The following is a 26,118-nucleotide window of genomic DNA, read 5'->3' as shown; positions in this document are numbered from 1 at the left end:
CCCCCAGGCCGTTGCCCAACTCAGAACCTCCCACCACCAACCCGCACAAACCACCAGATTCTCGCAGGCAAAAAAAAGGGCAACCGAAGTTGCCCAAAATGCCTTGCGTGCTCATTGCATCCAGAAAGACCTACGGTTTTTTCCGTTTGTGCGAATCTTTCCAGATAAAAAATCCAAACCCTGCGAAAAACAGAACCATGAGGCCGACTGTCAGCACTCCGGCGATCACCACGTTGTCGAAAAACATGACTGGCCTCCTGCACTTGCCCTGTTGCGATGGGGCTAAGTTAACCAATCGGGCAGGAGAGGAAATTGACCGGGATCAATATCGCCCGAGACTGGGCGCAAAGGAGGGGGAAAACTGATCTACATCAACGGATGCAAGGGGTTTAACGCTTTTTCGGTTTGCTCTTCGGCTTCTTCTTCGCCTTGCCCAACGGCATTGCCTGCTCGAATGCCTGGCGCACTTCGTTCAGGCGTTTTTCGTTGAGGTCATGAACACGCTTGGCGCGTTCGGAATTGAGGTCGATCAGTTTGTCGTCTTGGCTCATGGTCTTCAGTGCATCGTGTGAAATGAAGTTCAACTGCCGCATCGCTCGGCAGGATTGCGCCAATAATGCGGTCTGGCGCCCGCGCTGACCAGTCGCCTGCGTAACAGCGGCTTAACAAAATATGTGCTCACGGCGTTTTTTCAACGCACAATCGCGACTTTGCGATGGACCCAAAGGACCCGCGCCGTGGAACTGCACCAGGATCTGCCTCCCTTGATGGCCCTGCGCGCCTTCGAGGCCGTGGCGCGTCATTTGAGTTTCATCAAGGCCGCCGATGAATTGTCGGTGACCCAAAGTGCAATCAGCCATCAAGTGCAGAAACTGGAACAGTTCCTCAACCAGCGACTGTTTATCCGCCGCACCCGGGCCATCGATCTGACACCAGCCGGGGCAGCCTACTACCGGCAAATTCAACCGGCCCTCGCCTCCATCGCCCTCGCCACCCGTGAACTGCGGGGCAATGAGCACCAGGAAAGCACCCTGCGCATAGGCCTGCTCGCCTCGTTCGCCACCCTGTGGCTGGCGCCGCGCCTGGCCAGTTTCAACGCGCGCCACCCGCACATTCATGTCGAACTCCTGCCCTCGGTGCAACTGGCCGACGTCAGCGGCGGCGAAGTCGACCTGGCCATCCGCTACGGCAAAGGTGGCTGGCCGAAAGTCCAGGCCCGGCGCTTTATGGTGGAAACACTGACCCCGGTCTGCAGCCCGGCGTTCAAGGCCAAGGGCACCGACCAAGGCCCGCTGCTCATGGCCAAGTCGCACCAACCGTTCGAGTGGATCGACTGGAGCGCGCACAACGCCATCGACCTCAGTCATTGCCCCAGCGTCATGCTCCACGACTACAACATCGTCGTCGAAGCCGCCGTGGCCGGCCAAGGCATCGCCATGGGGCGTCATCACTTGATCGAGCGCCGACTCAAGGACGGCTCGTTGGTAGAAGCCTTCTCCACCCCGCCGTTCATTAGCGATATCGGGTATTGGCTGGTCACGCCCGAGCGACCGCCGAGCCACGCGGCACAATGCTTTAGTGAATGGCTGAATGAGATGGCCAACATCGCACACAAATCTCACGGCGACTGAGGGTCAAAGGTGGGAGCGAGCCTGCTCGCGAAGGCCATGTCCCATCCAACATTCATGTGACTGACACACCCTTTCGCGAGCAGGCTCGCTCCCACATTCGATCTACGCATGAGCTAATTGAATACGTCGGATTAAATCTATCCGTTTGTCGCGTTCCCCGTCCGCCAACATGCTGAAGCCTTCATTCAGGAGGATTCACCATGACCGATTCACTCGCCCACCGCGTCCAGCAACTTGGCCTGAGCCTGCCGACACCGAGCCAGCCCATCGCCAATTACGTCAACCACGTGGTCAGCCAGAACCAGTTGTTCATTTCCGGTCAGATTCCGCTACTGGACGGCAAACCGGCATTCATCGGCCGATTGGGAGAGTCGATCTCCGATGAAGAAGGCGCCAACGCCGCCGAACTTGCCGCGCTGGGCCTGCTCGCACAATTGAGCGATGCGCTCGGTGATGACCTGTCGAAACTGGTGCGCATCATCCGTCTTGGCGTGTTCATCGCCAGCGCCGCGGATTTTGCGCGTCAAGGTGCGGTCGCCAATGGCGCGTCCAACCTGTTGGTCAATGCCCTCGGCGAAAAAGGCCAGCATGTGCGCACGGCTGTCGGCGTATCGAGCCTGCCCGGCGGCGTGGCCGTGGAAATCGACGCGATTTTCGAGCTGCGTCCATGAACCTCGGCGAAGTGGAGCGTTTGCGAGCGGCGACGCCGGGGTGCGCCAGCGTGATTCACTTCAACCACGCCGGTGCATCGTTGCCGAGTCAGGCCACCCTAGACGCGGTGATCGAACAGTTGCAACGCGAGGCCACCAGCGGACCGATGGAGGCCGCCGACCAGAGTGTTCAAGCCCGCGCCCGCCATGCGGCGGCCAGACTGCTGAATGCCGAGACTGAAAACATCGCGTTCGCCAGCAGCGGTTCGGCGGCCTGGGGCATGGCATTCAATGCATTGGGGCCATGGCAGGACGGCGAGCGGATTCTGGTCGGGCGCCATGAATGGGGCGGCAATCTGGCCTGCATCGCACGGGCCGTCAGCGCCGGGGCGCGGCTGGAGGTGATTCCCTGCGATGAGACGGGCGCCGTGTCCGTGTCCGCCCTCCAGCAGATGATCGACCCGAAGGTGAAGCTGATCGCACTGACCTGGCTGCCGGCCAACGGCGGCCTGATCAACCCGGCCGAGGCCATTGGCGCCGTGGCGCGCCAGCACGGCATTCCCTACTTCATCGACGCCGGCCAGGCGCTGGGGCAATTGCCCTGCGATGTGCAGGCGTTGAACTGCGATGTGCTCAAGGGCGCCGGGCGCAAATTCCTCCGTGGCCCACGAGGAACGGCGTTGATGTACATCAAACCGGGGTTTCTCGAACGGCTCGTGCCCGGCCATCTGGACGTGCTTTCCGCACCGTGGGACGGCGAAGGTTTCTCGGTGCGTGACGATGCGCGGCGGTTTGAAACCAGTGAAGTGTCGGTGGCTTTGCTGGCCGGGCTGGCCAATGCGCTGGAGGAGTTCAACCACTTGGGTGCAACCCGGATTCGCCAGCGGATCGAGGGCTTGAGCGGGCAACTGCGCGAACGCCTTGAGTCGGTCAGCGGGCTGACGCTACACAACCTGGGGCCGGCGAATCAGCAATCAGGCTTGGTCGCCTTCACGCTCAAGGGTTGGGACAGCGTTGAATTGAAGCAGCGGCTGGCGCAACGAGGGATCAACATCGGCGCCAATGGCGTGGCCTATACGCCGCTGGATATGCAGGCCCGAGGGCTGGACAGCATCGCGCGGATTGCCGTCAGTTACCTCAATACCGAAGAAGAAATGGATGTACTGCTCAACGCCCTCAACGAACTTTCCCTCATCAAGGACTAAATCTGAATGTCGACCCACAACCCCTGACGCGGCTCGTCGTCCATCAATGGCGCGACCGGCACGGTGTTATCCGCGTTGAGCTCAGTGCCGGGAATCGCCAGGTGCTCTTCAGGATCTTCATCGGCTTCACGGCGACGGCGTTCTTTTTCCTGCTTGCGGCGCTGCTCCTCGCGCAGCTGAAACGCTGCCTCTTCCGGATCGCGCTGTTGCAGGTCGATCGTGCTTTCGTTGGAGCTTTCCTGCACCGGCACAACAGGCGGAATATCCGGGCGCTGGCGGATCGGGTCGTGCTGTGAAGTGATCGGCACGGCACTCAAGGGGAGCATCGGTGGCAGCATAATTATTTGTCTCCTGTCAGCAGGCTGTCGGCTGCGGGGATGGCGACTTGAGCCATCGGTCGCAAACTGTGACCGGATTGGCACTAACAAGTGCCCCGGCCCGCACACGTCTCAAGCGGTGAACTAACGTAAGACTGTGAGTTTTTCTGAGAGTCCTTTGGCCCTGAAGCCCTCATTCCGTTAAGATAGCCCGCTTTTTCAAGGTGGGAGTCAGGCAGCATGGCGCAGCAGTATCAACCGGGGCAACGCTGGATCAGTGACAGCGAAGCCGAGCTGGGTTTAGGCACCGTTCTGGCACAGGACGGCCGCTTGTTGACCGTGCTCTATCCGGCCACTGGCGAGACTCGCCAGTACGCGCTACGGAATGCGCCCCTCACCCGCGTGCGTTTTTCGCCGGGCGATTCGATCATTCACTTCGAAGGCTGGAAACTGACCGTACAGGAAGTCGACGACATCGACGGCCTGCTGATCTACCACGGCCTCAACGCGCAGAACGAAGTGGTCACCCTGCCGGAAACCCAGCTGTCGAACTTCATTCAGTTCCGACTGGCCAGCGACCGTTTGTTCGCCGGGCAGATCGACCCGCTGGCCTGGTTCTCCCTGCGCTACAACACCCTGGAACACACCAGCCGCCAGTTGCAATCCTCGCTCTGGGGCCTGGGCGGCGTGCGTGCGCAACCCATCGCGCACCAGCTGCACATCGCCCGTGAAGTCGCCGACCGCATTGCGCCGCGGGTATTGCTGGCAGACGAAGTGGGCCTGGGCAAAACCATCGAAGCCGGTCTGGTGATTCATCGCCAACTGCTCTCGGGCCGCGCCAACCGCGTGCTGATCCTGGTGCCGGAAAACCTGCAACACCAGTGGCTGGTGGAAATGCGCCGCCGCTTCAACCTGCAAGTCGCACTGTTCGACGAAGAACGCTTCATCGAAAGCGATGCCGCCAACCCGTTCGAAGACACCCAGCTCGCGCTGGTCGCCCTGGAATGGCTGGTGGAAGACGAAAAGGCCCAGGACGCGCTGTTCGCCGCCGGTTGGGACTTGATGGTCGTCGACGAAGCCCACCACCTGGTGTGGCACGAAGACAAGGCCAGCCCGGAATACTCGCTGGTCGAACAGTTGGCCGAAGTCATTCCCGGCGTATTGCTGCTGACCGCCACCCCGGAACAACTGGGTCAGGACAGCCACTTCGCACGTCTGCGCCTGCTCGACCCGAACCGTTTCCATGACCTGCACGCCTTCCGCGCCGAGAGCGAGAACTATCGCCCGGTGGCCGAAGCCGTTCAGGAGCTGCTGGACAAGGGGCGCCTGTCGCCTGAAGCGCACAAGACCATCCACGGTTTCCTCGGCAACGAAGGCGAAGCGCTGCTCAGCGCCGTCAATGATGGCGACACCGAAGCCAGTGCCCGCCTGGTCCGTGAACTGCTCGACCGCCACGGCACTGGCCGCGTGCTGTTCCGCAACACCCGCGCCGCGGTGCAGGGTTTCCCGGAACGCAAACTGCACCCGTACCCGCTGCCGTGCCCCGACGAATACCTCGAACTGCCGTTGGGCGATCACGCCGAGCTGTACCCGGAAGTCAGCTTCCAGGCCCAGCCGGACGCCAACGAAGAAGAACGCTGGTGGAAATTCGACCCGCGCGTCGAGTGGCTGATCGACCAGCTGAAAATGCTCAAGCGCACCAAAGTGCTGGTGATCTGCGCCCACGCCGAAACCGCCATGGACCTGGAAGACGCCCTGCGCGTGCGTTCCGGTATTCCTGCGACGGTGTTCCACGAAGGCATGAACATCCTTGAGCGTGACCGCGCCGCCGCCTACTTCGCCGATGAAGAATTTGGCGCGCAAGTGCTGATCTGCTCGGAAATCGGCAGTGAAGGTCGCAACTTCCAGTTCTCGCACCACCTGGTGCTGTTCGATCTGCCGTCGCACCCGGACCTGCTGGAGCAGCGGATCGGTCGTCTCGACCGGATCGGCCAGAAGCACATCATCGAACTGCACGTGCCGTACCTCGAAACCAGCCCGCAAGAGCGCTTGTTCCAGTGGTACCACGAAGCGTTGAACGCTTTCCTCAACACCTGCCCGACCGGCAACGCCTTGCAGCATCAGTTCGGCCCGCGCCTGCTGCCGCTGCTGGAAAATGCCGACGACGGCGAGTGGCAAACGCTGATCGACGAGGCTCGCACCGAGCGTGAGCGCCTGGAAGCCGAGCTGCACACTGGCCGTGACCGCTTGCTGGAACTCAATTCCGGCGGCGCGGGCGAAGGTGATGCACTGGTCGAGGACATCCTCGAGCAAGACGATCAGTTCACGCTGCCGATCTACATGGAAACCCTGTTCGACGCCTTTGGCATCGACAGCGAAGACCACTCGGAAAACGCCCTGATCCTCAAGCCGAGCGAAAAAATGCTCGACGCCAGCTTCCCGCTGGGCGACGACGAAGGCGTGACCATCACCTACGACCGCAACCAGGCGCTGTCTCGCGAAGACATGCAGTTCATCACCTGGGAACACCCGATGGTGCAAGGCGGCATGGACCTGGTGCTGTCCGGCTCGATGGGCAACACCGCCGTGGCGCTGATCAAGAACAAGGCGCTGAAACCGGGCACCGTGTTGCTGGAACTGCTCTACGTCAGCGAAGTGGTTGCACCGCGTTCGCTGCAACTGGGTCGTTACCTGCCGCCGGCCGCGCTGCGCTGCCTGCTCGATGCCAATGGCAATGACCTGTCGGCCCGGGTGTCGTTCGAGACCCTGAACGATCAACTGGAAAGCGTACCGCGTGCCAGCGCCAACAAGTTCATCCAGGCTCAGCGCGATCAGCTGACGCCACGGATCAACGCCGGCGAAGAGAAAATCTTCCCGCGTCATGCCGAGCGCGTGGCTGAGGCGCAACGTCGTCTCGCGGCTGATACCGATGAAGAACTGGCGCGCCTGACCGCGTTGCAAGCGGTCAACCCGACCGTACGCGACAGCGAACTGGTTGCCCTGCGTAAACAACGTGAACAAGGTCTGGCGATGCTCGACAAGGCAGCGCTGCGACTGGAAGCGATTCGGGTATTGGTGGCGGGCTAATCGTCCTGCCCCACCTCGTGCAATGAAAAAGGCCCGCAGCGATGCGGGCCTTTTTTTGTCTCGGAAAAACCAGGCAATCCCTGTAGGAGCCGGCTTGCTGGCGATGAGGCCCTTGAATTTGGCGGTGATTGTACGGGCGCCATCGCCGGCAAGCCGGCTCCTACAAGTTTTCGCGCGTAATCTCCTACGCGGTGACTGCCGGGATCTGCGGCTCAACCACCGCCACCAAGCCTTCCTTCATCCGCTTCGCATCCCGCACAAAACACCGCGACGCCATGAACAGGAACACCATCGTAAAGAACAGCGCCACCGGGATCAGGTACATCGCGTCATGCAGGCCAACAGCCTTGAACGCTTCGGTCATTTGTTCGGCGCCGGCCGCCAGCATCGCCGTGTGCGCAAAGTGATCGGACAAACCGCCCACCACCACCGGCCCCAATCCACCACCCAGCAAATACAGCCCGGCAAAGAACAACGCCATCGCCGTGGCCCGCAGGCGTGGTTCGACCACGTCCTGGATGGCCGTGTAAACGCAGGTGTAGAAGTTGTAGGCAAACAACCAGCCCAGACTGAACACCGCCACGAACACCCCGATCTCGATCCGCCCGGCATGCAACGCCCACGCGGTGCACACCGTCGAAACGATCAGGCTGAACGCCGCAAACAGCAGCCGCCCATTGGCCACCCGCTGGTGAATCTTGTCTGCGACCCAGCCGCCCAACGTCAGGCCGAACAGCCCCGTCACACCAACAATCACACCGGTCGCCACCGCCGCTTCGTGCAATGGCATCTGGAAGTAGCGTTGCAGCATCGGCACCAGGAAGGAGTTGCAGGCATAGGTCGCGAAGTTGAAGCACAGCCCCGCCATCACCAGCCACAGAAAGGTCGGCACCGCCAGCACCCGGCGGATCGGCCGGTCCACACGCTCCTGCGAGACCTGCACACTTTCCGCTGCGCCGCGTTTCGGTTCCTTGATGAAAAACATGAAGACCGCCAGGATCAGCCCCGGCACCGCCGCGATGAAGAACGGCGCGCGCCAGCTGTCGAACGCCTTGACCATCCAGCCGATGGTGAAGAACGCCAGCAGCAGGCCCAACGGCAGCCCCAGCATGAAAATGCCCATCGCACGCGCACGGCGGTGGGCCGGAAACAGGTCGCCGATCAGCGAGTTGGCGGCAGGTGCGTAACTGGCCTCACCGATACCGATGCCCATGCGCACGATCAGGAAACTCCAGAAACTGCCCACCAGCCCGTTGACCGCTGTCAGCCCGCTCCAGGCCGCCAGCCCCCACCCCATCAACTTGGCGCGCGAACCGGTATCGGCCATCCGCCCCAGCGGCAACCCGGCAATCGCATAGACGATGGTGAAGGCAGTACCGATGATGCCCAGTTGAAAGTCGCTGAGGTGCCATTCCATACGGATCGGCTCGATGATGATGGCCGGAATGGTGCGATCGAAGAAATTGAACAGATTGGCCAGGAACAGCAGGAACAGAATGCGCCAGGCATTCGCCGCTTGGGTCGAGTTCTGCATGGGTCCGTCTCTTTTTATTGTTTTTGGGGCATCACTGTCCCCGGAACCTGCAATCTAGTCAGGCCCGGTGCAACTGTCTGTAATTATTCGTAAGGCTGATATCAACCCATGGCGCCAGTGGAGCTGGCTTGCAAGCGATGGCGATGCCACATTCAACATTCATGTGACTGATATACCGGTCGTATCGCCCGTCCCACAGTGGGTTGGTGGTGTTTTCCATGATCCGACCAACCGTTGAAAAATACCTCTGTGCCCCCCTTCCAAAGCCCGAGGCGAAGCCTAGAATAGCGGCCTTGTCTGCCACACCATGCCCCCATCCCTCCTTTGATTATCGCCCATGTCCGAAGCCAGTCCGTGTCTGAATTGCGGTGCCTGCTGTTCTCACTTTCGCGTGTCTTTTTTCTGGGGTGAATGCACCTCGGCCGGAGGTGTAGTGCCCGATGAACTGGTGGCGCCGATCAGCCCCAGCCGGGTGGCCATGCTCGGCACCGACTGCAAACCGACTCGTTGTGTCGGATTGGTCGGTGAAGTCGGCACCGCGGTGCAATGCTCGATTTACGACCAACGCTCCAGCACTTGCCGCGAGTTCGATGCTTCCTGGGCCAACGGCGAGGCGAATGTGGATTGCGATGCGGCACGAGCCGCCTTCGGGTTACCAGCGCTGCAACCCGATTTACCTTATGAGCAGATCGCCTGAGCCTTAGCCGTAAACGCTATAACACTTATGCCAAAATCATTAGTGCCAATGTGCCATCACCGCTGACGCTCTTTGTATGACCTCTATACTCCAAAGCATTCGCCAGCGTGCATGGCGCGGGCCGGGACAAGACGGGGCATGCTATGGAGTGGCTTGGTTTGCATTTTTTTACCGAGCTGACCGCGAACGGGCAAGTTGTCCTCAATTGCACACATGATCCTTTTCTGGTGCTGCTGGCCTATCTGGTCGCCTGTGTGGGCGGCTTCGCCACGCTGGACATGGCCGAACGGGTCGGGCATTCGGAAAACCCGGCGTCACAACGGCTGTGGCGCTGGATCGGTGCCGGATGCCTGGCAGGCGGCATCTGGGCCATGCATTTCATCGGCATGCTGGCGTTTCAGGCGCCGGTCGAGATTCAATACGAACTGCCCGTCACCCTTGCCTCCCTGCTGATTGCCCTGTTCGCCTCGTGGCTGGCGATGCACACCCTCAGTCATCCTCACCTGAGCATCCGGCAGTACATCCAGGCGGCCATTTGCATTGGCCTGGGCATCGCGATCATGCATTACGTGGGCATGGCGGCGATGCGTTCGAATGCGATGACGTATTACGAACCGGTGCTGTTCATCCTTTCCATCGTCATCGCCATTGGCGCCAGCCTCGCGGCGCTGTTGCTGTCGAGTCGATTGCGCGAAGGCTCTGGCCTGCTCCATCAATTGGTCAAATTCAGCGCCAGCCTGGTGCTCGGGGCGGGCATTATCAGCATGCATTTCACCGGCATGGCCGCCTTCAGCCTGGTGCTGCCGACCGGCAGCCCGCTGACGTTGCCCGGTGACAACAATCACCTGCAACTGGGGCTGACGGTGGCGGTCATCACGCTGCTGATCATCGGCAGCAGCATCGGCGCAGCACTGGCGGACAAGAAACTGCAACACAAGGAACGCGACCTGCAACGGGTCAACACGCTGCTCGGCCAACTGGATCAGGCGCGCATGTCGCTGCAAGAAGTGGCGAACTATGACGCCCTGACCAACCTGATCAACCGCCGCGGCTTCAACCAGATTTTCGCCGAGAAGCTGCTCCAGAAAACCGATGAAGGCGGCATGCTCGCGGTGATGTTTCTGGACATCGACCACTTCAAGCGGATCAACGACAGCCTCGGCCACGACGCCGGCGACGAATTGCTCAAAGTCCTGGCCCAGCACATCAAGGGTTCGGTTCGCAGCCACGAAGATGTGGTGGCGCGTTTCGGCGGTGACGAGTTCTGCCTCCTCATCAGCCTGCGTGAACGCGAGGAAGCACGGGCCATGGCCCAGCGCATCATGCTGAAGATGAAGGAACCGATCGAGCTGTCCGGGCGGCGCATGGTCATGACCACCAGCATCGGCATCAGCCTGTTTCCGGAGGATGGCACCACCTGCGAGGAATTGCTGAAACACGCCGACCTGGCGCTGTACCAGTCCAAGGGCGGCGGCCGCAACGGCCTGAATTTCTTCAGCCCGAACCTGAAAACCCGAGCCACGCTGGAGCTGCAACTCGAAGAGGAACTGCGCCACGCCCTGCATGAAAACACCGGGCTGATCCTGCATTACCAACCGATTTTCGACTTGCAAACCGCACAGGTCAGCAAGCTGGAAGCGCTGGTCCGCTGGCAACATCCGGTTCACGGTCTGCTGACACCAGACCGCTTCATTGCCATCGCCGAGGCCAACGGGTTGATTGCCGAGCTGGACAATTGGGTTCTGCGCAAAGCCTGCGAGGACCTGAGCGAGTTGTCACGTCAGGGCTACGAAGAACTGCACATCGCCGTCAACTGCTCGCCGCTGAACCTGGCGCGCGAAGACCTCGCCGATGAAATCGAACACGCGTTGCGGATTGCCGGAGTGGCGCCGCAGCGACTGGAACTGGAAGTGACCGAGAACGCGCTGATGGTCAACATCGCCAATTCGCTGGTGTTGTTGCGCCAGATCCGCGCCCTCGGCGTGTCGCTGTCGATCGACGAATTCGGCACCGGTTATTCCTCCCTCGCCTACCTCAAGCGCCTGCCGCTCAACTCGCTGAAGATCGATCGCTCGTTCATCCAGGACATTCCAAAATCGACTCAGGACATGGAAATCGTTCAGGCGATTATCGTCATGGCTCACACCCTGCATTTGCAGGTGATCACCGAAGGCGTCGAAACCCTTGAGCAATACGAGTTTCTCCAGCGCAACGGCTGCGATTTCGTCCAGGGCTACCTGCTCAGCCGCCCGGTGCCGCTGGCGGAACTGCGTCCGGTACTGAGTGAAATCAACCAGCGCCAACACGGGCACACGATCAGTCCGCTGAGTCCGGTTCGCGGTACAGCTGCACCAGGGTCGACGGATCTTTTTCCAGGAATCCCTGGCTACCATGCAACCGCATCAATTGTGCGGCCAATCCGCTGATGGGCGTGGCCGAACCTTGCTCACGGGAAAATTTCACCGCGGTATCGAGGTCCTTGAGCAGCGTGCGCACGTGCCATTTCACCGGTTCAAAACGGCTTTCGGCCATTTGCGGGGCGAGGATCTGCAACGGTTTTGAATCGGCAAAACCGCCGGCGAGCGCTTCGGCAATCAGGCTGGCCTGCACACCGGAACGTTCGGCCAGCGCCACGACTTCGGCGATGACCAGCGCGTTACAGGCAACGATCATCTGATTGCAGGCCTTGGTCACCTGCCCCGCCCCGACCGCACCCATATGAGTGACACGTTGGCCGAGGCTGAGCAGAACAGGCCTGACACGCTCAAGGTCCGCCGCTTCGCCGCCCACCATGATTGCCAGGCTCCCGGCCTCGGCGCCGACAACGCCCCCGGACACCGGAGCGTCCAGCCAGCACATGCCGGTCTGGCTGGCCAACTGCGCCGACATTTCCCGCGTCGCGGTGGGTTCCAGGCTGGAAAAATCCACCAGCAACTGACCGCTTTTCCCACCTTCGGCCACTCCGCCCGGACCAAACACCACCTCGCGCACCACGGCCGTGTCGGCCAGGCACAACATCAGCACATCGGCGTGCCGACACAGCTCGGCAGGCGTGGCAACTTGTCGCGCACCCGCCTCGACCAGCGGCGCACATTTGGCCGGATTACGGTTCCATACAGTCAGCGAAAACCCCGCAGCCAGCAGGCGCCGGCACATCGGCAGGCCCATAAGGCCGATACCGGCAAAACCCAACGAAGGTAGGGTTGACATCATTTGGCCTCCTTTTTCATTAAAGATCGCCAAATATTGGCCGATTCATCATGACTAAGGAAAGGATTCCCCCGAGTGATGTTCAGGCCCAGTCCCTGACGCTTGGGCCCAATACGCGCTGAAAAAAGACGCGAGAACCCATCCGTGATGGCTTGACGACACGTTGTCGTCCAGCCAACCAGCCCAGGTACATGGCGCACAATGACTTCTAAAAACAATCCGGCCACTGCGATTTCCGATCTGACGCTGAGCCCCGCGGCGAACAGCCCCACGCCGTCGAAGCCATTGAGCCCCTCGCGCCCGTTGGCGACTCAGCAATACCTGTACTTCACCGAGACCAATACCGACCGCATCCTCGATAACCTCGACGGTCTGCGCGACATGGTGTTCCCGCGCCCGCCGCACCTGGAAGGCGATAACGAACAGCACAACGATCAGGAATTCCCGTCGGTGTGCCTGATCGGCCTCGGTCGCTGCGGCTCGAACATCGCGCTGGACGTCGCGGAGCTGGTGTACAACGCCCGCAAGTTCTACCTCAACGAATTCAACAACGAAGATCGCCTGTCGCCGGACAAGCGCTACGCGGAAAAGGGCTACAGCCCGGCCCAGTGGATCCGCAACAACCTGCGCCTGGGCCCGAACAAGGCCACCAAGCCGGTGTTCCTGGTCGAACCGCTGGTGATGCTCGGCGACCTGGACAAAGACATCGCCGGTCGCATCCGTTTCTCGCGCAAAGGCGAAAAAAGCGGCTTCCTGCGCGACTACAGCAAAATGAAAATCATGGACTTGTCGGAAGTCCACGCCGGTGGCGCCGGTAACGCGCCGATCCTCGGTCAGTACCTGGCCAAGATCATCCTGAACAAGGACACCCAGCGTTTCTCCAGCCCGGACTGGAAAATGATTCACTCGTACCTGATCGACAGCTGCGGCATCAAGGCCAACCAGTCGCGCCTGTACTTCTCGATCTTCAGTGCCGGCGGCGGTACCGGTTCGGGCATGGCTTCGGAATTCGGCCTGGCCCAGCAACACTCGTACATGAACAAGACGTTCGACACCAAGCCGATGGACGAGCACGACGGCAAAAGCGGTCATTCCTTCGTCTTCGAACCGATCTTCACCAGCGGCATCTGCGTGCTGCCGAACATTTCCGATCACCGCAGTGAAATGTCCGAGGCGCTGCACATCAACGCCGGTCGCCTGCTGTGCAAATACCTCTCGGAAGAATGGGACTTCTCCTACAACTTCGCCAACGAAGACAGCAGCGAAGCCAGCGTCATGGGCCGTATCCGCCCATGGAACGCGATGATGCTGATTTCCAACGACATCATGCGTTATGCCGAAGAAAGCGATGACGGCAACATCCAGAACATCGACGTCAACGCGATGGAAAAGCACGCCAACCAATACATTTCGCAGCAGATCTTCAACATTCTGACGGCGCAGGCGGTCACGACTGACTACGACCAGAACTATTTCCGTCGCGCCGGCATCGACATCGGCGAAACCATTCGCCTCGACGCCAACGACCTGTTCATGAGCCTGGCCGGCCCGGTGGCGATTGCCTACGCCGAATCGGTCGTGCCGGAAACCCCGCCGCCAAGCAGTGACAAGTTCAAGGTGTTCGAGAAAGAACCGCAGCGCCTGAACATCGATGACCTGTTCTTCCGCTCCATCGACCTGCCGCACTTCAACAAAGTGACCCAGGCCATTGAAGGCATCAGCCTGCTGCCGATCGAGTCCAAGCGCTATCGCGCCTCGCTGGAGCAGTACAAGAATTCCGGTTACGACGCGGCCGCATTGCACGACCTGCACTTCTTCAAGAACTGCTCGTCGGTGGTGTCGATTGTTTCGCTGCCGAAAGACTACAAGCTGTCGTACATGGACCTGAACCGGTTGAAGACTCACCTCAACAGCCTGTTCCCGAACACCACGCTCAAGCGTTATGCGCTGGTGATCGGCGCGTCGGCCAACTTGTCGCTGACCACCTTGATCGCCAAGAGCCCGTGCCTGTCGGACGACTTCCTGACGCTGATCGTGGCCTTCATCAAGCGCTGCTTCGCGAAGAACCCGTACCGCTTCGACGACACGCTGGACAACTCGATCCTCGACTTCATCATCAATGAAGACTTCAACGAAGAGCTGATCGACGACTTGCTGAACGAGTTCGAGAACCCGGCGAAGATCCTCGATACCAACTGGTATGCGATCAAACCGATGTACGAGAAGAAGTACCGCGAGCTGATCAACGACAAGGAAAAATTTGTCTCGATCAATGACATTCGCCTGTCGCGCGATTGCGTGAAAAAGGCGATCAAGTACCTGCGCGAGATCTACCGTCACCGGATTGGCAAGACCAAGGTTATTTCGCTTAATAACCATACGGGCAAGACGTTTACCGTCTGATCTGATGCCGCTCCTCAGGCTTTTAGATTCAAGCTTGGGGGGCATATCCGTTTTTTGGGTGATGGCGGATATTGGTTTCGCCCTTACGGCGAGTTACTTGGAAGAGCGCCAAGTAACCAAGCGCTCTTGCCCCACCACTTGGCACCTCGCCTAGGCTCGGTGTGCCCTCAACTCCAGCATTGCTCCGCGGGTCGCCGCGATGGGCCATCCCTGGCCCAGCGCGGCTAAACCGGCATCCTTGCCGGTTTCCCCGCTGCGCAATGCCTGCGTTCGGCCAGCGTGGTTAACGGGGCGCTTGCGATCAAAATCAAAATCAAAAACGAGGCGGCCTTTGGGCCGACCGGGGCGTCAAGCGGGCGTGCTGCGCTTGTTTGACCGTGCTGACGCCGATCCCATGTAGGAGCGAGCCTGCTCGCGAAAAACGCCCAGCCACCGCGCACATTCAGGCAGCCCGCGTCATCGTTAACGTCCATCGCCAGCAAGCCGGCTCCTACAGGGGATTGGTGTACAAGTCCGGAATGAGTGTACGAAACAAAGAAGGACAACGCGGACCACCAAAGAGCCAGGTCGGCTTTAAGGCCGCCTCGCGCGGTGTTGATCTGGCTTTTGATTTTGATCTGCTTGCCCCATGGGGAGGCCGAGCGGAGGTTCTGCGTAGTGGGCAACCCGGCATGGATGCCGGGTTAGCCGCCCCCGGCCATGGATGGCCGATGGCGGCGGGCCCACGGAGCAGGACCGGAGCGAGGGTATGCCGAGCCATGGCGAGGCACCGGACGAAAGGGGCAAGAGCCCTTGGTTACTTGGGGCTTTTCCAAGTGACTCGCCGTAAGGGCGAAACCATTAGCAGCCGTTACCGCAGTAATGGATATGTACACAACCCACAAACCACAAACCACAACTCCCAGTCCGAATAGCCCCCCAAATCCAACATCCAGAAACAATTAAGCAGCCCATCGGCTGCTCAATAAACTGTGCCCGTTACGTTTACGTCACCGTTATGCCAACTCCGCCTGTGGCCTTTCTCTACGGCAACATGCCATCACGCTACTCGGCTACACACTTTTCCCCGGCGAAGCGACGCACACATTCGGTGCACAACTTCACTTCGTCGCCCTTTCCTGGATCAGAATCCACGGCGAAACCACCACTGCCCACAACTCCGGATCACGTTCGAAAAGATCCAGCGCCCGCGTTTCAGACAGCTTGGCGACCGTGTCGGCGGCCAGCCAGGCAGCCACTTTCGTCCCTTCGTCCGTCGCCACAGCCTCGGCCACCGCGATCAAATCCAGACCGGGATCGACCCACAATAGGGCACCCTTGGCGAAGAAGGGCTCCAGCTCCTTCCAGGTAATAGATGCGGTTTCACCAAGCAGCTTGGCATAGAGGGTGCTAGGTTCTTGAGTCATGGGTCCTGTCCGGAAAAGAAATCGACGTGGATGATAACGTCGGTGGTCAGGCAGAAAAACCCGGATGCAATTGAGTTACCGATTGAAAACTGCAGGAAAGCCAAGGATTGCTGAGAATTCAGCTACAACCCCCGCCGCAATTCTGTCTTTTTCTTTCAAAAAAGCGACACCCTCAGGTTTTGCCCCCCGGCGCTGCCTTCCCAGGCTAACAATCGGCGCTCTACACTGTACCGGTACAGTTGCCGGGGGCATTTTCCGGAGGATATTCGAAGATATCTGACCCGGTTCTGCTGCTACGGCGCCAGGACTATAAAAACTACAACAGTAAGAGTGGAGCACTATGACTAAGGCTACTAAGCAGATTTCCAAACTGTTTGCCGCTATGGTTCTGGCCGGGGTTGCCAGCCATTCGTTCGCAGCTGACACCATCAAGATCGGCATCGCCGGCCCTAAAACCGGCCCTGTAGCCCAATACGGCGACATGCAGTTCAGTGGCGCCAAAATGGCCATCGAACAGATCAACGCCAAGGGTGGCGTAGACGGCAAGAAACTCGAAGCCGTTGAATACGATGACGCCTGTGATCCAAAACAAGCTGTGGCTGTCGCGAACAAAGTCGTCAACGACGGCGTCAAGTTCGTAGTCGGTCACCTGTGCTCCAGCTCCACTCAACCGGCTTCGGACATCTACGAAGACGAAGGCGTGATCATGATCACCCCGGCTGCCACCAGCCCGGACATCACCAATCGCGGTTACAAAATGATCTTCCGTACCATCGGTCTGGACAGCGCCCAGGGCCCTGCCGCCGGTAACTACATTGCCGACTTCGTAAAACCGAAGATCGTTGCTGTCCTGCACGACAAACAGCAATACGGTGAAGGCATCGCCAGCGCCGTGAAGAAAACCCTGGAAGGCAAAGGCGTCAAGGTTGCCGTGTTCGAAGGCATCAACGCCGGCGACAAAGACTTCTCTTCGATGGTCTCCAAGCTCAAGCAAGCCAACGTCGACTTCGTCTACTACGGCGGCTACCACCCGGAGCTGGGTCTGATCCTGCGTCAATCCCAGGAAAAAGGCCTGAAAGCCAAGTTCATGGGTCCGGAAGGCGTGGGTAACGACTCCATTTCGCAGATCGCCAAGGAAGCTTCCGAAGGCCTGCTGGTGACCCTGCCGAAATCCTTCGACCAGGATCCTGCCAACATCGCCCTGGCTGACGCGTTCAAAGCGAAGAAAGAAGACCCGAGCGGTCCGTTCGTGTTCCCGGCCTACTCGGCGGTGACCGTAATTGCCGACGGTATCAAGGCTGCCAAGTCCGAAGACTCCGCCAAAGTGGCTGAAGCCATCCACAAAGGCACCTTCAAGACCCCTACCGGCGACCTGAGCTTCGACGAGAAGGGCGACCTGAAAGACTTCAAATTTGTGGTTTACGAGTGGCACTTCGGCAAACCAAAAACTGAAGCCAAGCCTCAGTAAGGCGTTGCCTGACTGACTGCCAATAAAGCCCACGGCGTGCCGTGGGCTTTGTTTTACGAACGTATTGGGCCGCGCTGGCGTGATCCGCCAGTCTCCCCACCTGAAAATCTCAAAACCGTCATCAGCGGTTCGCTGGCAAACCTCGCGTTCGAAGTGGATGCAGATCCACGGGGCTCGAGCGGGAAAATGACTCCACCAGTGAAATGCGTATCAGGTTTTTAGGAGCGCTGTAATGCCTGACATCTATCACTTCTTCCAACAGCTGGTTAATGGTCTGACCATTGGCAGCACGTATGCCCTGATCGCCATCGGCTATACGATGGTTTACGGCATCATTGGAATGATCAACTTCGCCCACGGCGAGGTGTACATGATCGGTTCCTACGTGGCGTTCATCGCCATTGCGGGCCTGTCCATGATGGGACTCGACAGTGTTCCGCTGTTGATGACCGCCGCTTTCCTCGCGACCATCGTCGTGACCAGTGCCTACGGTTACAGCATCGAACGGATCGCCTACCGCCCCTTGCGCGGCAGCAACCGTCTGATCCCGCTGATTTCCGCCATCGGCATGTCGATTTTCCTGCAGAACACGGTTCTGCTGGCGCAAGACTCCAAGGACAAATCCATCCCCAACCTGATCCCCGGCAACTTCGCCATCGGGCCAGGTGGCGCACATGAAGTGCTGATTTCCTACATGCAAATCGTGGTGTTCGTGGTGACCCTGATCGCCATGCTCGGCCTGACGCTGTTCATCTCCCGCTCTCGCCTGGGTCGCGCCTGCCGCGCCTGTGCCGAAGACATCAAGATGGCCAACCTGCTGGGTATCAACACCAACAACATCATCGCCCTGACCTTCGTCATCGGTGCCGCACTGGCGGCCATCGCGGCCGTGCTGCTGAGCATGCAATATGGCGTGATCAACCCGAACGCCGGTTTCCTGGTCGGCCTCAAGGCCTTCACCGCAGCGGTACTGGGCGGTATCGGCAGCATCCCCGGCGCCATGCTCGGCGGGATCGTGCTTGGGGTGGCGGAAGCCTTCGGTGCCGATATCTTCGGCGACCAGTACAAGGACGTCGTGGCGTTCGGCCTATTGGTTCTGGTGTTGTTGTTCCGGCCTACCGGCCTGTTGGGCCGTCCGGAGGTTGAAAAAGTATGACTAGGAATCTTAAACAGGCGTTGTTCAGCGCCTTGCTGGTGTGGGCCGTTGCCTACCCGGTACTCGGTCTGAAGCTGACCATTGTCGGCATCAACCTCGAAGTCCATGGCACCAGCACTGCAACGCTGATCACCATCGCCGTGTGCTCGGTACTGATGTTCCTGCGGGTGCTGTTCGACCAGCAGATCAGCTCGGCCTGGAAATCCTCGCCGAACATGCCGGTGATGCCGGCCAAGGCCAGTAATTTCCTGACCCTGCCGACCACCCAACGCTGGATCATCATCGCGTTGATCGTCGGCGCGCTGGTCTGGCCGTTCTTCGGTTCTCGCGGTGCGGTGGATATCGCCACGCTGGTGCTGATCTACGTGATGCTCGGCCTGGGCCTGAACATCGTGGTCGGCCTGGCCGGCCTGCTCGACCTCGGTTACGTCGGTTTCTATGCCGTCGGCGCCTACAGCTACGCGCTGCTGTCGCACTACTACGGCTTGAGCTTCTGGATCTGCCTGCCGATCGCCGGCCTGATGGCGGCCACTTTCGGCTTCCTGCTCGGTTTCCCGGTCCTGCGTCTGCGCGGTGACTACCTGGCGATCGTGACCCTGGGCTTCGGCGAAATCATCCGTCTGTTCCTGCGTAACCTGACCGACATCACCGGTGGTCCGAACGGCATCAGCAACATCGAGAAACCGACGTTCTTCGGCCTGACTTTCGAACGTAAGGCGGCTGAAGGCCTGCAGACGTTCCACGAGTACTTCGGCCTGGAATACAACTCGATCAACAAGGTGATCTTTCTTTACCTGGTCGCGCTGTTCCTCGCGCTGTTTGCGCTGTTCGTCATCAACCGCTTGCTGCGCATGCCCCTGGGCCGCGCCTGGGAAGCGTTGCGTGAAGACGAAATCGCCTGCCGTGCTCTGGGTCTGAACCCGACGATCATCAAGCTCTCGGCTTTCACCCTCGGCGCGTGCTTCGCCGGTTTCGCGGGCAGCTTCTTCGCCGCGCGTCAGGGCCTGGTCACACCGGAGTCCTTCACCTTCATCGAGTCGGCGACCATCCTCGCCATCGTGGTGCTGGGTGGCATGGGCTCGCAGCTGGGCGTCGTACTCGCCGCCACGGTGATGATCCTGTTGCCGGAAATGATGCGTGAGTTCAGTGAATACCGCATGTTGATGTTCGGCGCCTTGATGGTGCTGATGATGATCTGGCGTCCTCAAGGTCTGCTGCCCATGCAACGTCCTCACATGGAGCTGCGCAAATGAGCCGCGAGATCCTTAAAGTCGAAAACCTGAGCATGCGCTTCGGCGGCTTGCTGGCCGTCAATGGCGTAGCCCTGAGCGTGAAAGAGAAACAGGTCGTGGCACTGATCGGCCCCAACGGCGCCGGCAAGACCACCGTGTTCAACTGCCTGACCGGTTTCTACAAGCCGAGCGGCGGCAGCATCATGCTGGACGGCGAGCCGATCGAAGGCTTGCCCGGCCACAAGATCGCCCTCAAAGGCGTGGTGCGCACCTTCCAGAACGTGCGGCTGTTCAAGGACATGACGGCGGTCGAGAACCTCTTGATCGCCCAGCACCGTCACCTGAACACCAACTTCCTGGCGGGCCTGTTCAAGACCCCGGGCTTCCGCAAAAGCGAACGCGAAGCCATGGAGTTCGCCGAGTACTGGCTGGACAAGGTCAACCTCAAGGCGTTTGCCAACCGTCCGGCCGGCACCCTGGCCTACGGTCAGCAACGTCGCCTGGAAATCGCTCGTTGCATGATGACCCGCCCGCGGATCCTCATGCTCGACGAACCGGCTGCCGGCCTGAACCCGAAGGAAACCGAGGATCTCAAGGCGCTGATCAGCATGCTGCGTGAAGAGCACAACGTCACCGTGCTACTGATCGAACATGACATGAAACTGGTCATGAGCATTTCCGACCACATCGTCGTGATCAACCAGGGCACGCCTCTGGCCGACGGCACGCCGGAACAGATCCGCGACAATCCTGAAGTGATCAAAGCCTACCTGGGGGAAGCGTAAATGCTGCAATTCGAAAACGTTTCCACCTTCTACGGCAAGATCCAGGCGCTGCACAGTGTCAACGTCGAAGTCCGTCAGGGCGAGATCGTGACCCTGATCGGTGCCAACGGCGCCGGCAAGTCGACCCTGCTGATGACCCTCTGCGGTTCGCCGCAAGCCCACAGCGGCAGCATCCGCTACATGGGCGAAGAGCTCGTCGGCCAGAGTTCGTCGCAGATCATGCGCAAGAGCATCGCCGTCGTGCCGGAAGGTCGTCGGGTGTTTGCTCGCCTGACCGTAGAAGAAAACCTCTCCATGGGTGGCTTCTTCACTGAAAAGGGCGATTACCAGGAACAGATGGACAAGGTCCTCGGACTTTTCCCACGCCTGAAAGAGCGTTTCAATCAGCGCGGCGGCACCATGTCCGGCGGCGAACAGCAAATGCTCGCCATCGGCCGTGCGCTGATGAGCAAGCCAAAGCTGCTGCTGCTCGACGAGCCTTCGCTGGGTCTGGCACCGATCATCATCCAGCAGATATTCGACATCATCGAACAGCTGCGCAAGGATGGCGTGACGGTGTTCCTGGTCGAGCAGAACGCCAACCAGGCGCTGAAAATCGCTGACCGCGCGTACGTTCTGGAGAACGGCCGCGTGGTGATGCAAGGCACCGGTGAAGCACTGCTGACCGACCCGAAAGTGCGCGAAGCGTACCTCGGTGGTTAAGCGTTCGCGGTAAACAAAAAAACGGCCTTCGGGCCGTTTTTTTGTGCCAGGCACAACCCAGACAACACCGAAAATCCCCTGTAGGAGCCGGCTTGCCGGCGATAGCGGAGTATCAGTCAACCTCTCTGTAGAATGTTAAACCGCGATCGCCGGCAAGCCGGCTCCTACAGGGGTTTGTGTGATCAGTCAGAGCCGATCCAACGCCTCCCCACTGCGCTTGAACCAGCCAATCAAGTAATCCGCCAGCACCTGCGTGCGCTTGGGCAACCCACCCTGATACGGGTGCACCAAATACATCGGCATGCGACGCGTCTGATAATCGCGCAGGAGCCAGCGCAAACGGCCGTCAGCCAATTCGGCCTGCAACAGGTAGGACGGCAGACGCGCAATGCCGGCGCCCGCCAGCGCGGCTTTTTTGAGCAGGCTGTAATGATTGCTGGCGAACGGCCCCGACACACGCACCCGCAATAATTCGTGCTGCTGGTGATACAGCCATTCTTCGCGGCCGCTGTAGTGGCTGTTGAGCAAACATTGGTGCTCAGCCAGGGACTGTGGGGTCAGCGGTTCGCCGTGTCGCTCAAGGTAAGCCGGGCTGGCGCAGGTCAGTTCGTGCCAGGCCAACAGCGGTCGCGCCACCAGACGTTCGTCATTGCCGACGTCGGAGCGAACCGCCAGATCAAAACCGTCGCGGGACAAGTCACGGTAATTGTTGCTGAGGTCGAGTTCGATCTGCACCTGCGGGTACTTGTGGGAAAACTCCAGCAGCAGGCCATCGAAGAAGGTTTCTCCCAACGATACCGGAACCGTCATACGCACCGGCCCTGCCATATCGTCCTTCAACCGCGCCAATGCCTGACGCGCCCGCTCCACTTGCACCACCAGCGCCTGGGCTTGCGGCAACAGCGCCGCCCCCGCCGCCGTCAGGCTCAAGCGGCGGGTGGTGCGTTGCAGCAGCACCACGGAAAACCGCGTCTCCAACAGGCTGATGCGCTTGGACAACTGGCCCTTGCTGCAACCCAGTTGTTGCGCCGCCAAGGTGAAACTGCCCGCTTCAATCAGCACTGCAAACGCCGCCAGATCATCCATCTCGCTCATGGATTGTTTCCATTAGAAAACCAAAGGTTGCCTATTAGCGCGCTTATCCGCAGAAAAAACCACTCTAGACTGAAGCCACTTTCAACACACATGAGGATCAACAACATGAAAATTCTTTTGATTGGCGCAGGCGGCACCATCGGTTCGGCGATCGACAAGGAGTTGTCCGAGCGTCACGAGGTCATCCGCATCGGTCGCAACAGTGGCGACTTCCAAGTGGATATCAGCGACAGCGCCTCGATTCGCAAACTGTTCGAACAGACCGGCAAGTTCGACGCACTGGTTTGCGCGGCGGGCAACGTGACCTTCGCACCGCTGAACGAAATGACCGCCGACAGTTTCACCCTCGGCCTGAACGACAAGCTGATGGGCCAGGTCAACCTGCTGCTGATCGGTCGCGAATTCGCCAATGACGGCGCATCGTTCACCTTCACCACCGGCGTGCTCAGCCACGACCCGATCCGCAGCGGTGCTTCGGCCGCACTGGTCAACGGTGCCATCGACAGCTTCGTGCGTGCCGCCGCGATCGAACTGCCGCGCGGCCTGCGGGTGAACTCGGTGAGCCCGAATGTCCTGGTTGAAGCCATGGGCAAATACGCGCCGTACTTCCGCGGCTTCAAACCGGTTCCGGCTGTCGATGTGGCACTGGCCTACGCCAAAAGCGTAGAAGGCCTGCAAACCGGTCAGACCTTTCACGTCGGCTGAACCACACAATCCGTAGGAGCACGGCTTGCAGGCGAAGGCGTCCGTAAGATCGCCTTCGCCAGCAAGCTGTGCTCCTACAGGTGGACCAACATACTTCGACGGGGTTGTGATGAACGGTCAGGCTGCGTAACGTGGCGGCTCTTGTCTGGAGAGCCAAAGATGCGTGTTGCCCGTTCCTTAGTCCTTGTTGCCGTGCTTCCACTGTTCGCGGCCTGTCAGTTGTTCGATGGCCCGCGTGAAAGTGCCTCCCACGTGGGCCAGACCCGAATGCAGGGTCTGTTGACGGCAGCCGATGGCAAGCTGTTGTTCCAGCCGTGCAATGAGCAGCGCAGTTTCGTGGTCAACGACACCGGCGGCACCAGCGTCCTGCAAGAGGCCGCAAGCCTCGCCAATGCCCAGGGCAAGCTGTTCGCCGACGTTCGCGGGCGGATCGTCGACAGCCGACTCGATCTGGAGCAGTTGTACCGCGTCGAGCGCTCGGGCACCGCCTGCGGCGATCCAAATTTCAAACCGTTGATCCTGCGCGCCGCCGGCCACGGGCCCGAGTGGAACGTCAAGGTCAGCGGCAAAGGCATGGTCGTCGACCGTGCGGGCCAACCGCCCCTGGCCGTACCTTATGTTGAAGAGCAACTGGGCGATGGCCGCTTCAACCTCAGCACCGAAGCCAATAACCAGCACATCGAACTGTGGGTCGCGCCGCAACGTTGCGTCGACAGCAGCACCGGCAGTGTTCAACACATGAGCGCCGAACTGCGCATTGATGACCAGGTTCAGCGTGGTTGCGGGTATTTCGGCGGATCGCGCGACGACTGATCGTTTAAGCCTCACGGGACTCGGCTTTTGGGGCTTATAATCGCCGCCTTCAAACGCCTTGGCGCAGTTGTGCGCCCCGCGAACCGGATCCCGTCATGTTACGAATCACTGAACTCAAGCTGCCGATCGACCATCCCGAAGAAGACCTGCGCCCTGCCATCGTGCAGCGCCTGGGCATCGCCAGTGATGACCTGCTCGATTTCACCTTGTTCAAGCGCAGCTACGATGCGCGAAAAAAATCCTCCGAACTGTGCTTCATCTACACCATCGACCTCACCGCGAAGGATGAGGCGGCGTTGCTGCACAAATTCGCCGATGACCGTAACGTCAACGAGGCGCCGGATGTCAGCTACAAAGTGGTCGGCCAGGCGCCGGCCGATCTGCAGCAACGCCCGGTTGTCGTAGGTTTCGGGCCGTGCGGGATTTTCGCCGGGCTATTGCTCGCGCAAATGGGCTTCAAGCCGATCATCCTCGAGCGCGGCACCGAAGTGCGCCAGCGCACCAAGGACACCTGGGGCCTGTGGCGTAAAAGCGTGCTCAACCCCGAGTCCAACGTGCAATTTGGTGAAGGCGGCGCGGGGACTTTCTCCGACGGCAAGCTCTACAGCCAGATCAAGGACCCGAAATTCATCGGGCGCAAAGTCCTGCATGAGTTCGTCAAAGCCGGTGCGCCGGAAGAAATCCTCTACGTCAGCAAACCGCACATCGGTACGTTCCGTCTGACGGGCGTTGTGGAAAACATGCGTGAGCAGATTCGTGCACTGGGCGGCGAAGTACGCTTCCAGCAGCGCGTCACCGACGTGTTGATCGAGGACGGTCAATTGGTTGGCGTCGAGCTCAACGGCGGCGAACAGATCCATTCGAAGCACGTGATTCTGGCCCTCGGCCACAGTGCCCGCGACACCTTCCGCATGCTCCACGGTCGTGGCGTGTTCATGGAAGCCAAGCCGTTCTCGGTGGGTTTCCGTATCGAACACCCGCAGTCGCTGATCGACCGCGCGCGCCTGGGCAAATACGCCGGGCACCCGAAACTCGGGGCGGCGGACTACAAACTGGTGCACCACGCCAAGAACGGCCGTTCGGTCTACAGCTTCTGCATGTGCCCGGGCGGCACGGTGGTCGCGGCCACCTCCGAGCCTAATCGCGTCGTGACCAACGGCATGAGCCAGTACTCGCGTAACGAGCGCAACGCCAACTCCGGGATCGTCGTCGGGATCACCCCGGAAGTCGATTATCCGGGCGGCCCGCTGGCCGGTATCGAGTTGCAGGAGCGCCTGGAATCCCACGCCTTTGTGCTGGGTGGCAGCAACTACGAAGCGCCGGCACAGCTGGTGGGCGATTTCATCGCGGGCAAACCATCCACCGAGCTGGGCAGCGTTGAACCGTCCTACAAGCCCGGTGTTGCGCTGGGTGATTTGGCGCTGGCCTTGCCGGCATTCGCCATCGAAGCCATTCGCGAAGCCTTGCCGGCGTTCGAGAAGCAGATTCGCGGCTACTCGCTGCATGACGCGGTGTTGACCGGGATCGAGACGCGTACGTCGTCACCGTTGCGGATCACCCGTAACGAGTCGATGCAGAGCCTGAACGTCAAGGGCTTGTTCCCGGCGGGTGAAGGTGCGGGTTATGCGGGCGGGATTCTGTCGGCAGGTGTCGATGGCATTCGCATCGCCGAAGCCGTGGCCCGCGATATCCTCGGCCTCGAAGCCTGACCCAAATCCCTGTAGGAGCCGGCTTGCCGGCGATGAACGATAACGCGGTTATTCAGATAAACCGTGGCGTATTCATCGCCGGCAAGCCGGCTCCTACAAGGTCCGTGTTGGGGGTTAGATGTTGGCGCGCAGCACGGTCGCTGGAAGCGGCTCGCCGCGCTCGACACTCGCTGCCACCGCCGCCATCAACCCGCTCAACTCATACCCCTGCGCCTTGAGCCAGGCCTGATCGTAATAACTGGTCTCATAGCGCTCGCCGCCATCGCACAGAATCGCCACGATCGACCCCGTTTCCCCCGCCGCCACCATCTGT

At 60.1% G+C, this 26,118-nt stretch carries 22 protein-coding genes and 1 pseudogene; 15 read left to right on the top strand and 8 right to left on the bottom strand.

Going from position 1 to position 26,118, the window contains the following annotated elements; translation table 11 throughout:
• Window positions 1–130 precede the first annotated feature (130 nt).
• Both ccoM and KGB25_RS28230 read right to left on the bottom strand, forming a co-directional pair.
• Window positions 131–247, bottom strand: coding sequence for a cytochrome c oxidase subunit CcoM (gene ccoM / locus KGB25_RS30480; protein WP_007906619.1), 117 nt, complete (start codon window positions 245–247; stop codon window positions 131–133).
• A 142-nt stretch (window positions 248–389) separates the two neighbouring features.
• The gene (locus KGB25_RS28230) at window positions 390–551 is read right to left on the bottom strand and encodes a hypothetical protein (protein ID WP_085988412.1); all 162 of its coding nucleotides are present in this window, start codon (window positions 549–551) and stop codon (window positions 390–392) included.
• 186 nt (window positions 552–737) lie between these two features.
• On the opposite strand from KGB25_RS28230, the gene KGB25_RS28225 reads away from it, so the two are divergent.
• The 3 genes from KGB25_RS28225 to KGB25_RS28215 all read left to right on the top strand — a co-directional run bounded on the left by KGB25_RS28225 (window position 738) and on the right by KGB25_RS28215 (window position 3,486).
• Window positions 738–1,631: a LysR substrate-binding domain-containing protein gene (locus KGB25_RS28225; protein WP_223437638.1), complete on the top strand. Its 894-nt coding sequence runs from the start codon at window positions 738–740 to the stop codon at window positions 1,629–1,631.
• A gap of 200 nt (window positions 1,632–1,831) precedes the next feature.
• A complete protein-coding gene (locus KGB25_RS28220; RefSeq protein WP_223437636.1) occupies window positions 1,832–2,302 on the top strand; it encodes a RidA family protein in 471 nt (156 codons plus the stop codon).
• A complete protein-coding gene (locus KGB25_RS28215; protein ID WP_223437634.1) occupies window positions 2,299–3,486 on the top strand; it encodes an aminotransferase class V-fold PLP-dependent enzyme in 1,188 nt (395 codons plus the stop codon). The genes KGB25_RS28220 and KGB25_RS28215 overlap by 4 nt, the downstream gene beginning before the upstream one ends.
• Here the strand turns inward: KGB25_RS28215 and KGB25_RS28210 are convergent.
• Entirely contained in the window at window positions 3,483–3,824 is a 342-nt protein-coding gene (locus KGB25_RS28210; RefSeq protein ID WP_008034222.1) for a hypothetical protein, read from the bottom strand. The genes KGB25_RS28215 and KGB25_RS28210 overlap by 4 nt on opposite strands.
• Before the next feature lie 219 nt (window positions 3,825–4,043).
• Between KGB25_RS28210 and rapA the strand changes: the two genes are divergently transcribed.
• Window positions 4,044–6,890 (top strand): RNA polymerase-associated protein RapA, encoded by a 2,847-nt coding sequence (gene rapA, locus KGB25_RS28205; protein WP_223437631.1) that lies wholly within the window; start codon window positions 4,044–4,046, stop codon window positions 6,888–6,890.
• A 184-nt stretch (window positions 6,891–7,074) separates the two neighbouring features.
• Here the strand turns inward: rapA and KGB25_RS28200 are convergent, their stop codons facing one another.
• Window positions 7,075–8,424 (bottom strand): spinster family MFS transporter, encoded by a 1,350-nt coding sequence (locus tag KGB25_RS28200; RefSeq protein WP_008043599.1) that lies wholly within the window; start codon window positions 8,422–8,424, stop codon window positions 7,075–7,077.
• 337 nt (window positions 8,425–8,761) lie between these two features.
• Here KGB25_RS28200 and KGB25_RS28195 point away from each other — a divergent pair, with 337 nt between their 5' ends.
• Window positions 8,762–9,121, top strand: a complete 360-nt coding sequence (locus KGB25_RS28195) for a YkgJ family cysteine cluster protein (RefSeq protein WP_032829148.1) — start codon at window positions 8,762–8,764, stop codon at window positions 9,119–9,121.
• Window positions 9,122–9,264: 143 nt separating this feature from the next.
• Window positions 9,265–11,547: a putative bifunctional diguanylate cyclase/phosphodiesterase gene (locus tag KGB25_RS28190; protein WP_223437629.1), complete on the top strand. Its 2,283-nt coding sequence runs from the start codon at window positions 9,265–9,267 to the stop codon at window positions 11,545–11,547.
• Here the strand turns inward: KGB25_RS28190 and KGB25_RS28185 are convergent.
• Window positions 11,438–12,334 carry an NAD(P)-dependent oxidoreductase gene (locus KGB25_RS28185; protein ID WP_223437627.1) on the bottom strand — a complete coding sequence of 299 codons (897 nt, stop codon included), beginning with the start codon at window positions 12,332–12,334 and terminating at the stop codon, window positions 11,438–11,440. The two genes, KGB25_RS28190 and KGB25_RS28185, sit on opposite strands and share 110 nt — an antisense overlap.
• 198 nt (window positions 12,335–12,532) lie before the next feature.
• Between KGB25_RS28185 and KGB25_RS28180 the strand changes: the two genes are divergently transcribed.
• Window positions 12,533–14,734, top strand: coding sequence for a hypothetical protein (locus KGB25_RS28180; protein ID WP_008034213.1), 2,202 nt, complete (start codon window positions 12,533–12,535; stop codon window positions 14,732–14,734).
• A 1,100-nt stretch (window positions 14,735–15,834) separates the two neighbouring features.
• Here KGB25_RS28180 and KGB25_RS28175 read toward each other — a convergent pair.
• Window positions 15,835–16,140, bottom strand: a complete 306-nt coding sequence (locus KGB25_RS28175; RefSeq protein WP_008043547.1) for a DUF2288 domain-containing protein — start codon at window positions 16,138–16,140, stop codon at window positions 15,835–15,837.
• Window positions 16,141–16,480: 340 nt separating this feature from the next.
• Between KGB25_RS28175 and KGB25_RS28170 the strand changes: the two genes are divergently transcribed.
• From KGB25_RS28170 to KGB25_RS28150, 5 genes are all read left to right on the top strand, one after another.
• A complete protein-coding gene (locus KGB25_RS28170; RefSeq protein WP_223437626.1) occupies window positions 16,481–17,608 on the top strand; it encodes a branched-chain amino acid ABC transporter substrate-binding protein in 1,128 nt (375 codons plus the stop codon).
• Between the two features lie 232 nt (window positions 17,609–17,840).
• Window positions 17,841–18,764: a high-affinity branched-chain amino acid ABC transporter permease LivH gene (gene livH, locus KGB25_RS28165; protein WP_008034378.1), complete on the top strand. Its 924-nt coding sequence runs from the start codon at window positions 17,841–17,843 to the stop codon at window positions 18,762–18,764.
• Window positions 18,761–20,017: a high-affinity branched-chain amino acid ABC transporter permease LivM gene (locus KGB25_RS28160; RefSeq protein ID WP_192417965.1), complete on the top strand. Its 1,257-nt coding sequence runs from the start codon at window positions 18,761–18,763 to the stop codon at window positions 20,015–20,017. The genes livH and KGB25_RS28160 overlap by 4 nt, the downstream gene beginning before the upstream one ends.
• The gene (gene livG / locus KGB25_RS28155; RefSeq protein WP_008034380.1) at window positions 20,014–20,781 is read left to right on the top strand and encodes a high-affinity branched-chain amino acid ABC transporter ATP-binding protein LivG; all 768 of its coding nucleotides are present in this window, start codon (window positions 20,014–20,016) and stop codon (window positions 20,779–20,781) included. Before KGB25_RS28160 ends, livG begins: the two co-directional genes overlap by 4 nt.
• Window positions 20,782–21,483 carry an ABC transporter ATP-binding protein gene (locus KGB25_RS28150; RefSeq protein WP_008034381.1) on the top strand — a complete coding sequence of 234 codons (702 nt, stop codon included), beginning with the start codon at window positions 20,782–20,784 and terminating at the stop codon, window positions 21,481–21,483.
• 186 nt (window positions 21,484–21,669) lie between these two features.
• Here KGB25_RS28150 and KGB25_RS28145 read toward each other — a convergent pair whose 3' ends face one another.
• Window positions 21,670–22,578 carry a LysR family transcriptional regulator gene (locus tag KGB25_RS28145; RefSeq protein WP_192228639.1) on the bottom strand — a complete coding sequence of 303 codons (909 nt, stop codon included), beginning with the start codon at window positions 22,576–22,578 and terminating at the stop codon, window positions 21,670–21,672.
• 105 nt (window positions 22,579–22,683) lie between these two features.
• Here KGB25_RS28145 and KGB25_RS28140 point away from each other — a divergent pair, with 105 nt between their 5' ends.
• From KGB25_RS28140 to KGB25_RS28130, 3 genes are all read left to right on the top strand, one after another.
• Entirely contained in the window at window positions 22,684–23,283 is a 600-nt protein-coding gene (locus KGB25_RS28140; RefSeq protein WP_008034386.1) for a short chain dehydrogenase, read from the top strand.
• Window positions 23,284–23,442: 159 nt separating this feature from the next.
• A complete protein-coding gene (locus tag KGB25_RS28135; protein WP_223437625.1) occupies window positions 23,443–24,096 on the top strand; it encodes a COG3650 family protein in 654 nt (217 codons plus the stop codon).
• Between the two features lie 95 nt (window positions 24,097–24,191).
• Window positions 24,192–25,805, top strand: coding sequence for an NAD(P)/FAD-dependent oxidoreductase (locus KGB25_RS28130; RefSeq protein ID WP_207286325.1), 1,614 nt, complete (start codon window positions 24,192–24,194; stop codon window positions 25,803–25,805).
• A 114-nt stretch (window positions 25,806–25,919) separates the two neighbouring features.
• Here KGB25_RS28130 and KGB25_RS28125 read toward each other — a convergent pair.
• Window positions 25,920–26,118: pseudogene (locus tag KGB25_RS28125) on the bottom strand (PLP-dependent cysteine synthase family protein); the annotation flags it as partial.

This window comes from Pseudomonas sp. BF-RE-21 (assembly GCF_019947305.1).
Taxonomy (GTDB): domain Bacteria; phylum Pseudomonadota; class Gammaproteobacteria; order Pseudomonadales; family Pseudomonadaceae; genus Aquipseudomonas; species Aquipseudomonas migulae.
Note: the sequence above shows the minus strand (reverse complement) of the source record. Positions and strands in the feature narration are given on the sequence as shown.

Bases quoted from the DNA above. Each gene is read 5' to 3' on its own strand.
- KGB25_RS28130 (WP_207286325.1), top strand. From the start codon at position 24,192: ATGTTACGAATCACTGAACTCAAGCTGCCGATCGACCATCCCGAAGAA.
- KGB25_RS28190 (WP_223437629.1), top strand. From the start codon at position 9,265: ATGGAGTGGCTTGGTTTGCATTTTTTTACCGAGCTGACCGCGAACGGG.
- KGB25_RS28160 (WP_192417965.1), top strand. From the start codon at position 18,761: ATGACTAGGAATCTTAAACAGGCGTTGTTCAGCGCCTTGCTGGTGTGG.
- KGB25_RS28185 (WP_223437627.1), bottom strand. From the start codon at position 12,334: ATGATGTCAACCCTACCTTCGTTGGGTTTTGCCGGTATCGGCCTTATG.
- rapA (WP_223437631.1), top strand. From the start codon at position 4,044: ATGGCGCAGCAGTATCAACCGGGGCAACGCTGGATCAGTGACAGCGAA.
- livH (WP_008034378.1), top strand. From the start codon at position 17,841: ATGCCTGACATCTATCACTTCTTCCAACAGCTGGTTAATGGTCTGACC.
- KGB25_RS28200 (WP_008043599.1), bottom strand. From the start codon at position 8,424: ATGCAGAACTCGACCCAAGCGGCGAATGCCTGGCGCATTCTGTTCCTG.
- KGB25_RS28215 (WP_223437634.1), top strand. From the start codon at position 2,299: ATGAACCTCGGCGAAGTGGAGCGTTTGCGAGCGGCGACGCCGGGGTGC.
- KGB25_RS28170 (WP_223437626.1), top strand. From the start codon at position 16,481: ATGACTAAGGCTACTAAGCAGATTTCCAAACTGTTTGCCGCTATGGTT.
- KGB25_RS28150 (WP_008034381.1), top strand. From the start codon at position 20,782: ATGCTGCAATTCGAAAACGTTTCCACCTTCTACGGCAAGATCCAGGCG.
- KGB25_RS28145 (WP_192228639.1), bottom strand. From the start codon at position 22,578: ATGAGCGAGATGGATGATCTGGCGGCGTTTGCAGTGCTGATTGAAGCG.
- KGB25_RS28230 (WP_085988412.1), bottom strand. From the start codon at position 551: ATGAGCCAAGACGACAAACTGATCGACCTCAATTCCGAACGCGCCAAG.
- KGB25_RS28175 (WP_008043547.1), bottom strand. From the start codon at position 16,140: ATGACTCAAGAACCTAGCACCCTCTATGCCAAGCTGCTTGGTGAAACC.
- KGB25_RS28140 (WP_008034386.1), top strand. From the start codon at position 22,684: ATGAAAATTCTTTTGATTGGCGCAGGCGGCACCATCGGTTCGGCGATC.
- KGB25_RS28180 (WP_008034213.1), top strand. From the start codon at position 12,533: ATGACTTCTAAAAACAATCCGGCCACTGCGATTTCCGATCTGACGCTG.
- KGB25_RS28195 (WP_032829148.1), top strand. From the start codon at position 8,762: ATGTCCGAAGCCAGTCCGTGTCTGAATTGCGGTGCCTGCTGTTCTCAC.
- ccoM (WP_007906619.1), bottom strand. From the start codon at position 247: ATGTTTTTCGACAACGTGGTGATCGCCGGAGTGCTGACAGTCGGCCTC.
- livG (WP_008034380.1), top strand. From the start codon at position 20,014: ATGAGCCGCGAGATCCTTAAAGTCGAAAACCTGAGCATGCGCTTCGGC.
- KGB25_RS28210 (WP_008034222.1), bottom strand. From the start codon at position 3,824: ATGCTGCCACCGATGCTCCCCTTGAGTGCCGTGCCGATCACTTCACAG.
- KGB25_RS28220 (WP_223437636.1), top strand. From the start codon at position 1,832: ATGACCGATTCACTCGCCCACCGCGTCCAGCAACTTGGCCTGAGCCTG.
- KGB25_RS28135 (WP_223437625.1), top strand. From the start codon at position 23,443: ATGCGTGTTGCCCGTTCCTTAGTCCTTGTTGCCGTGCTTCCACTGTTC.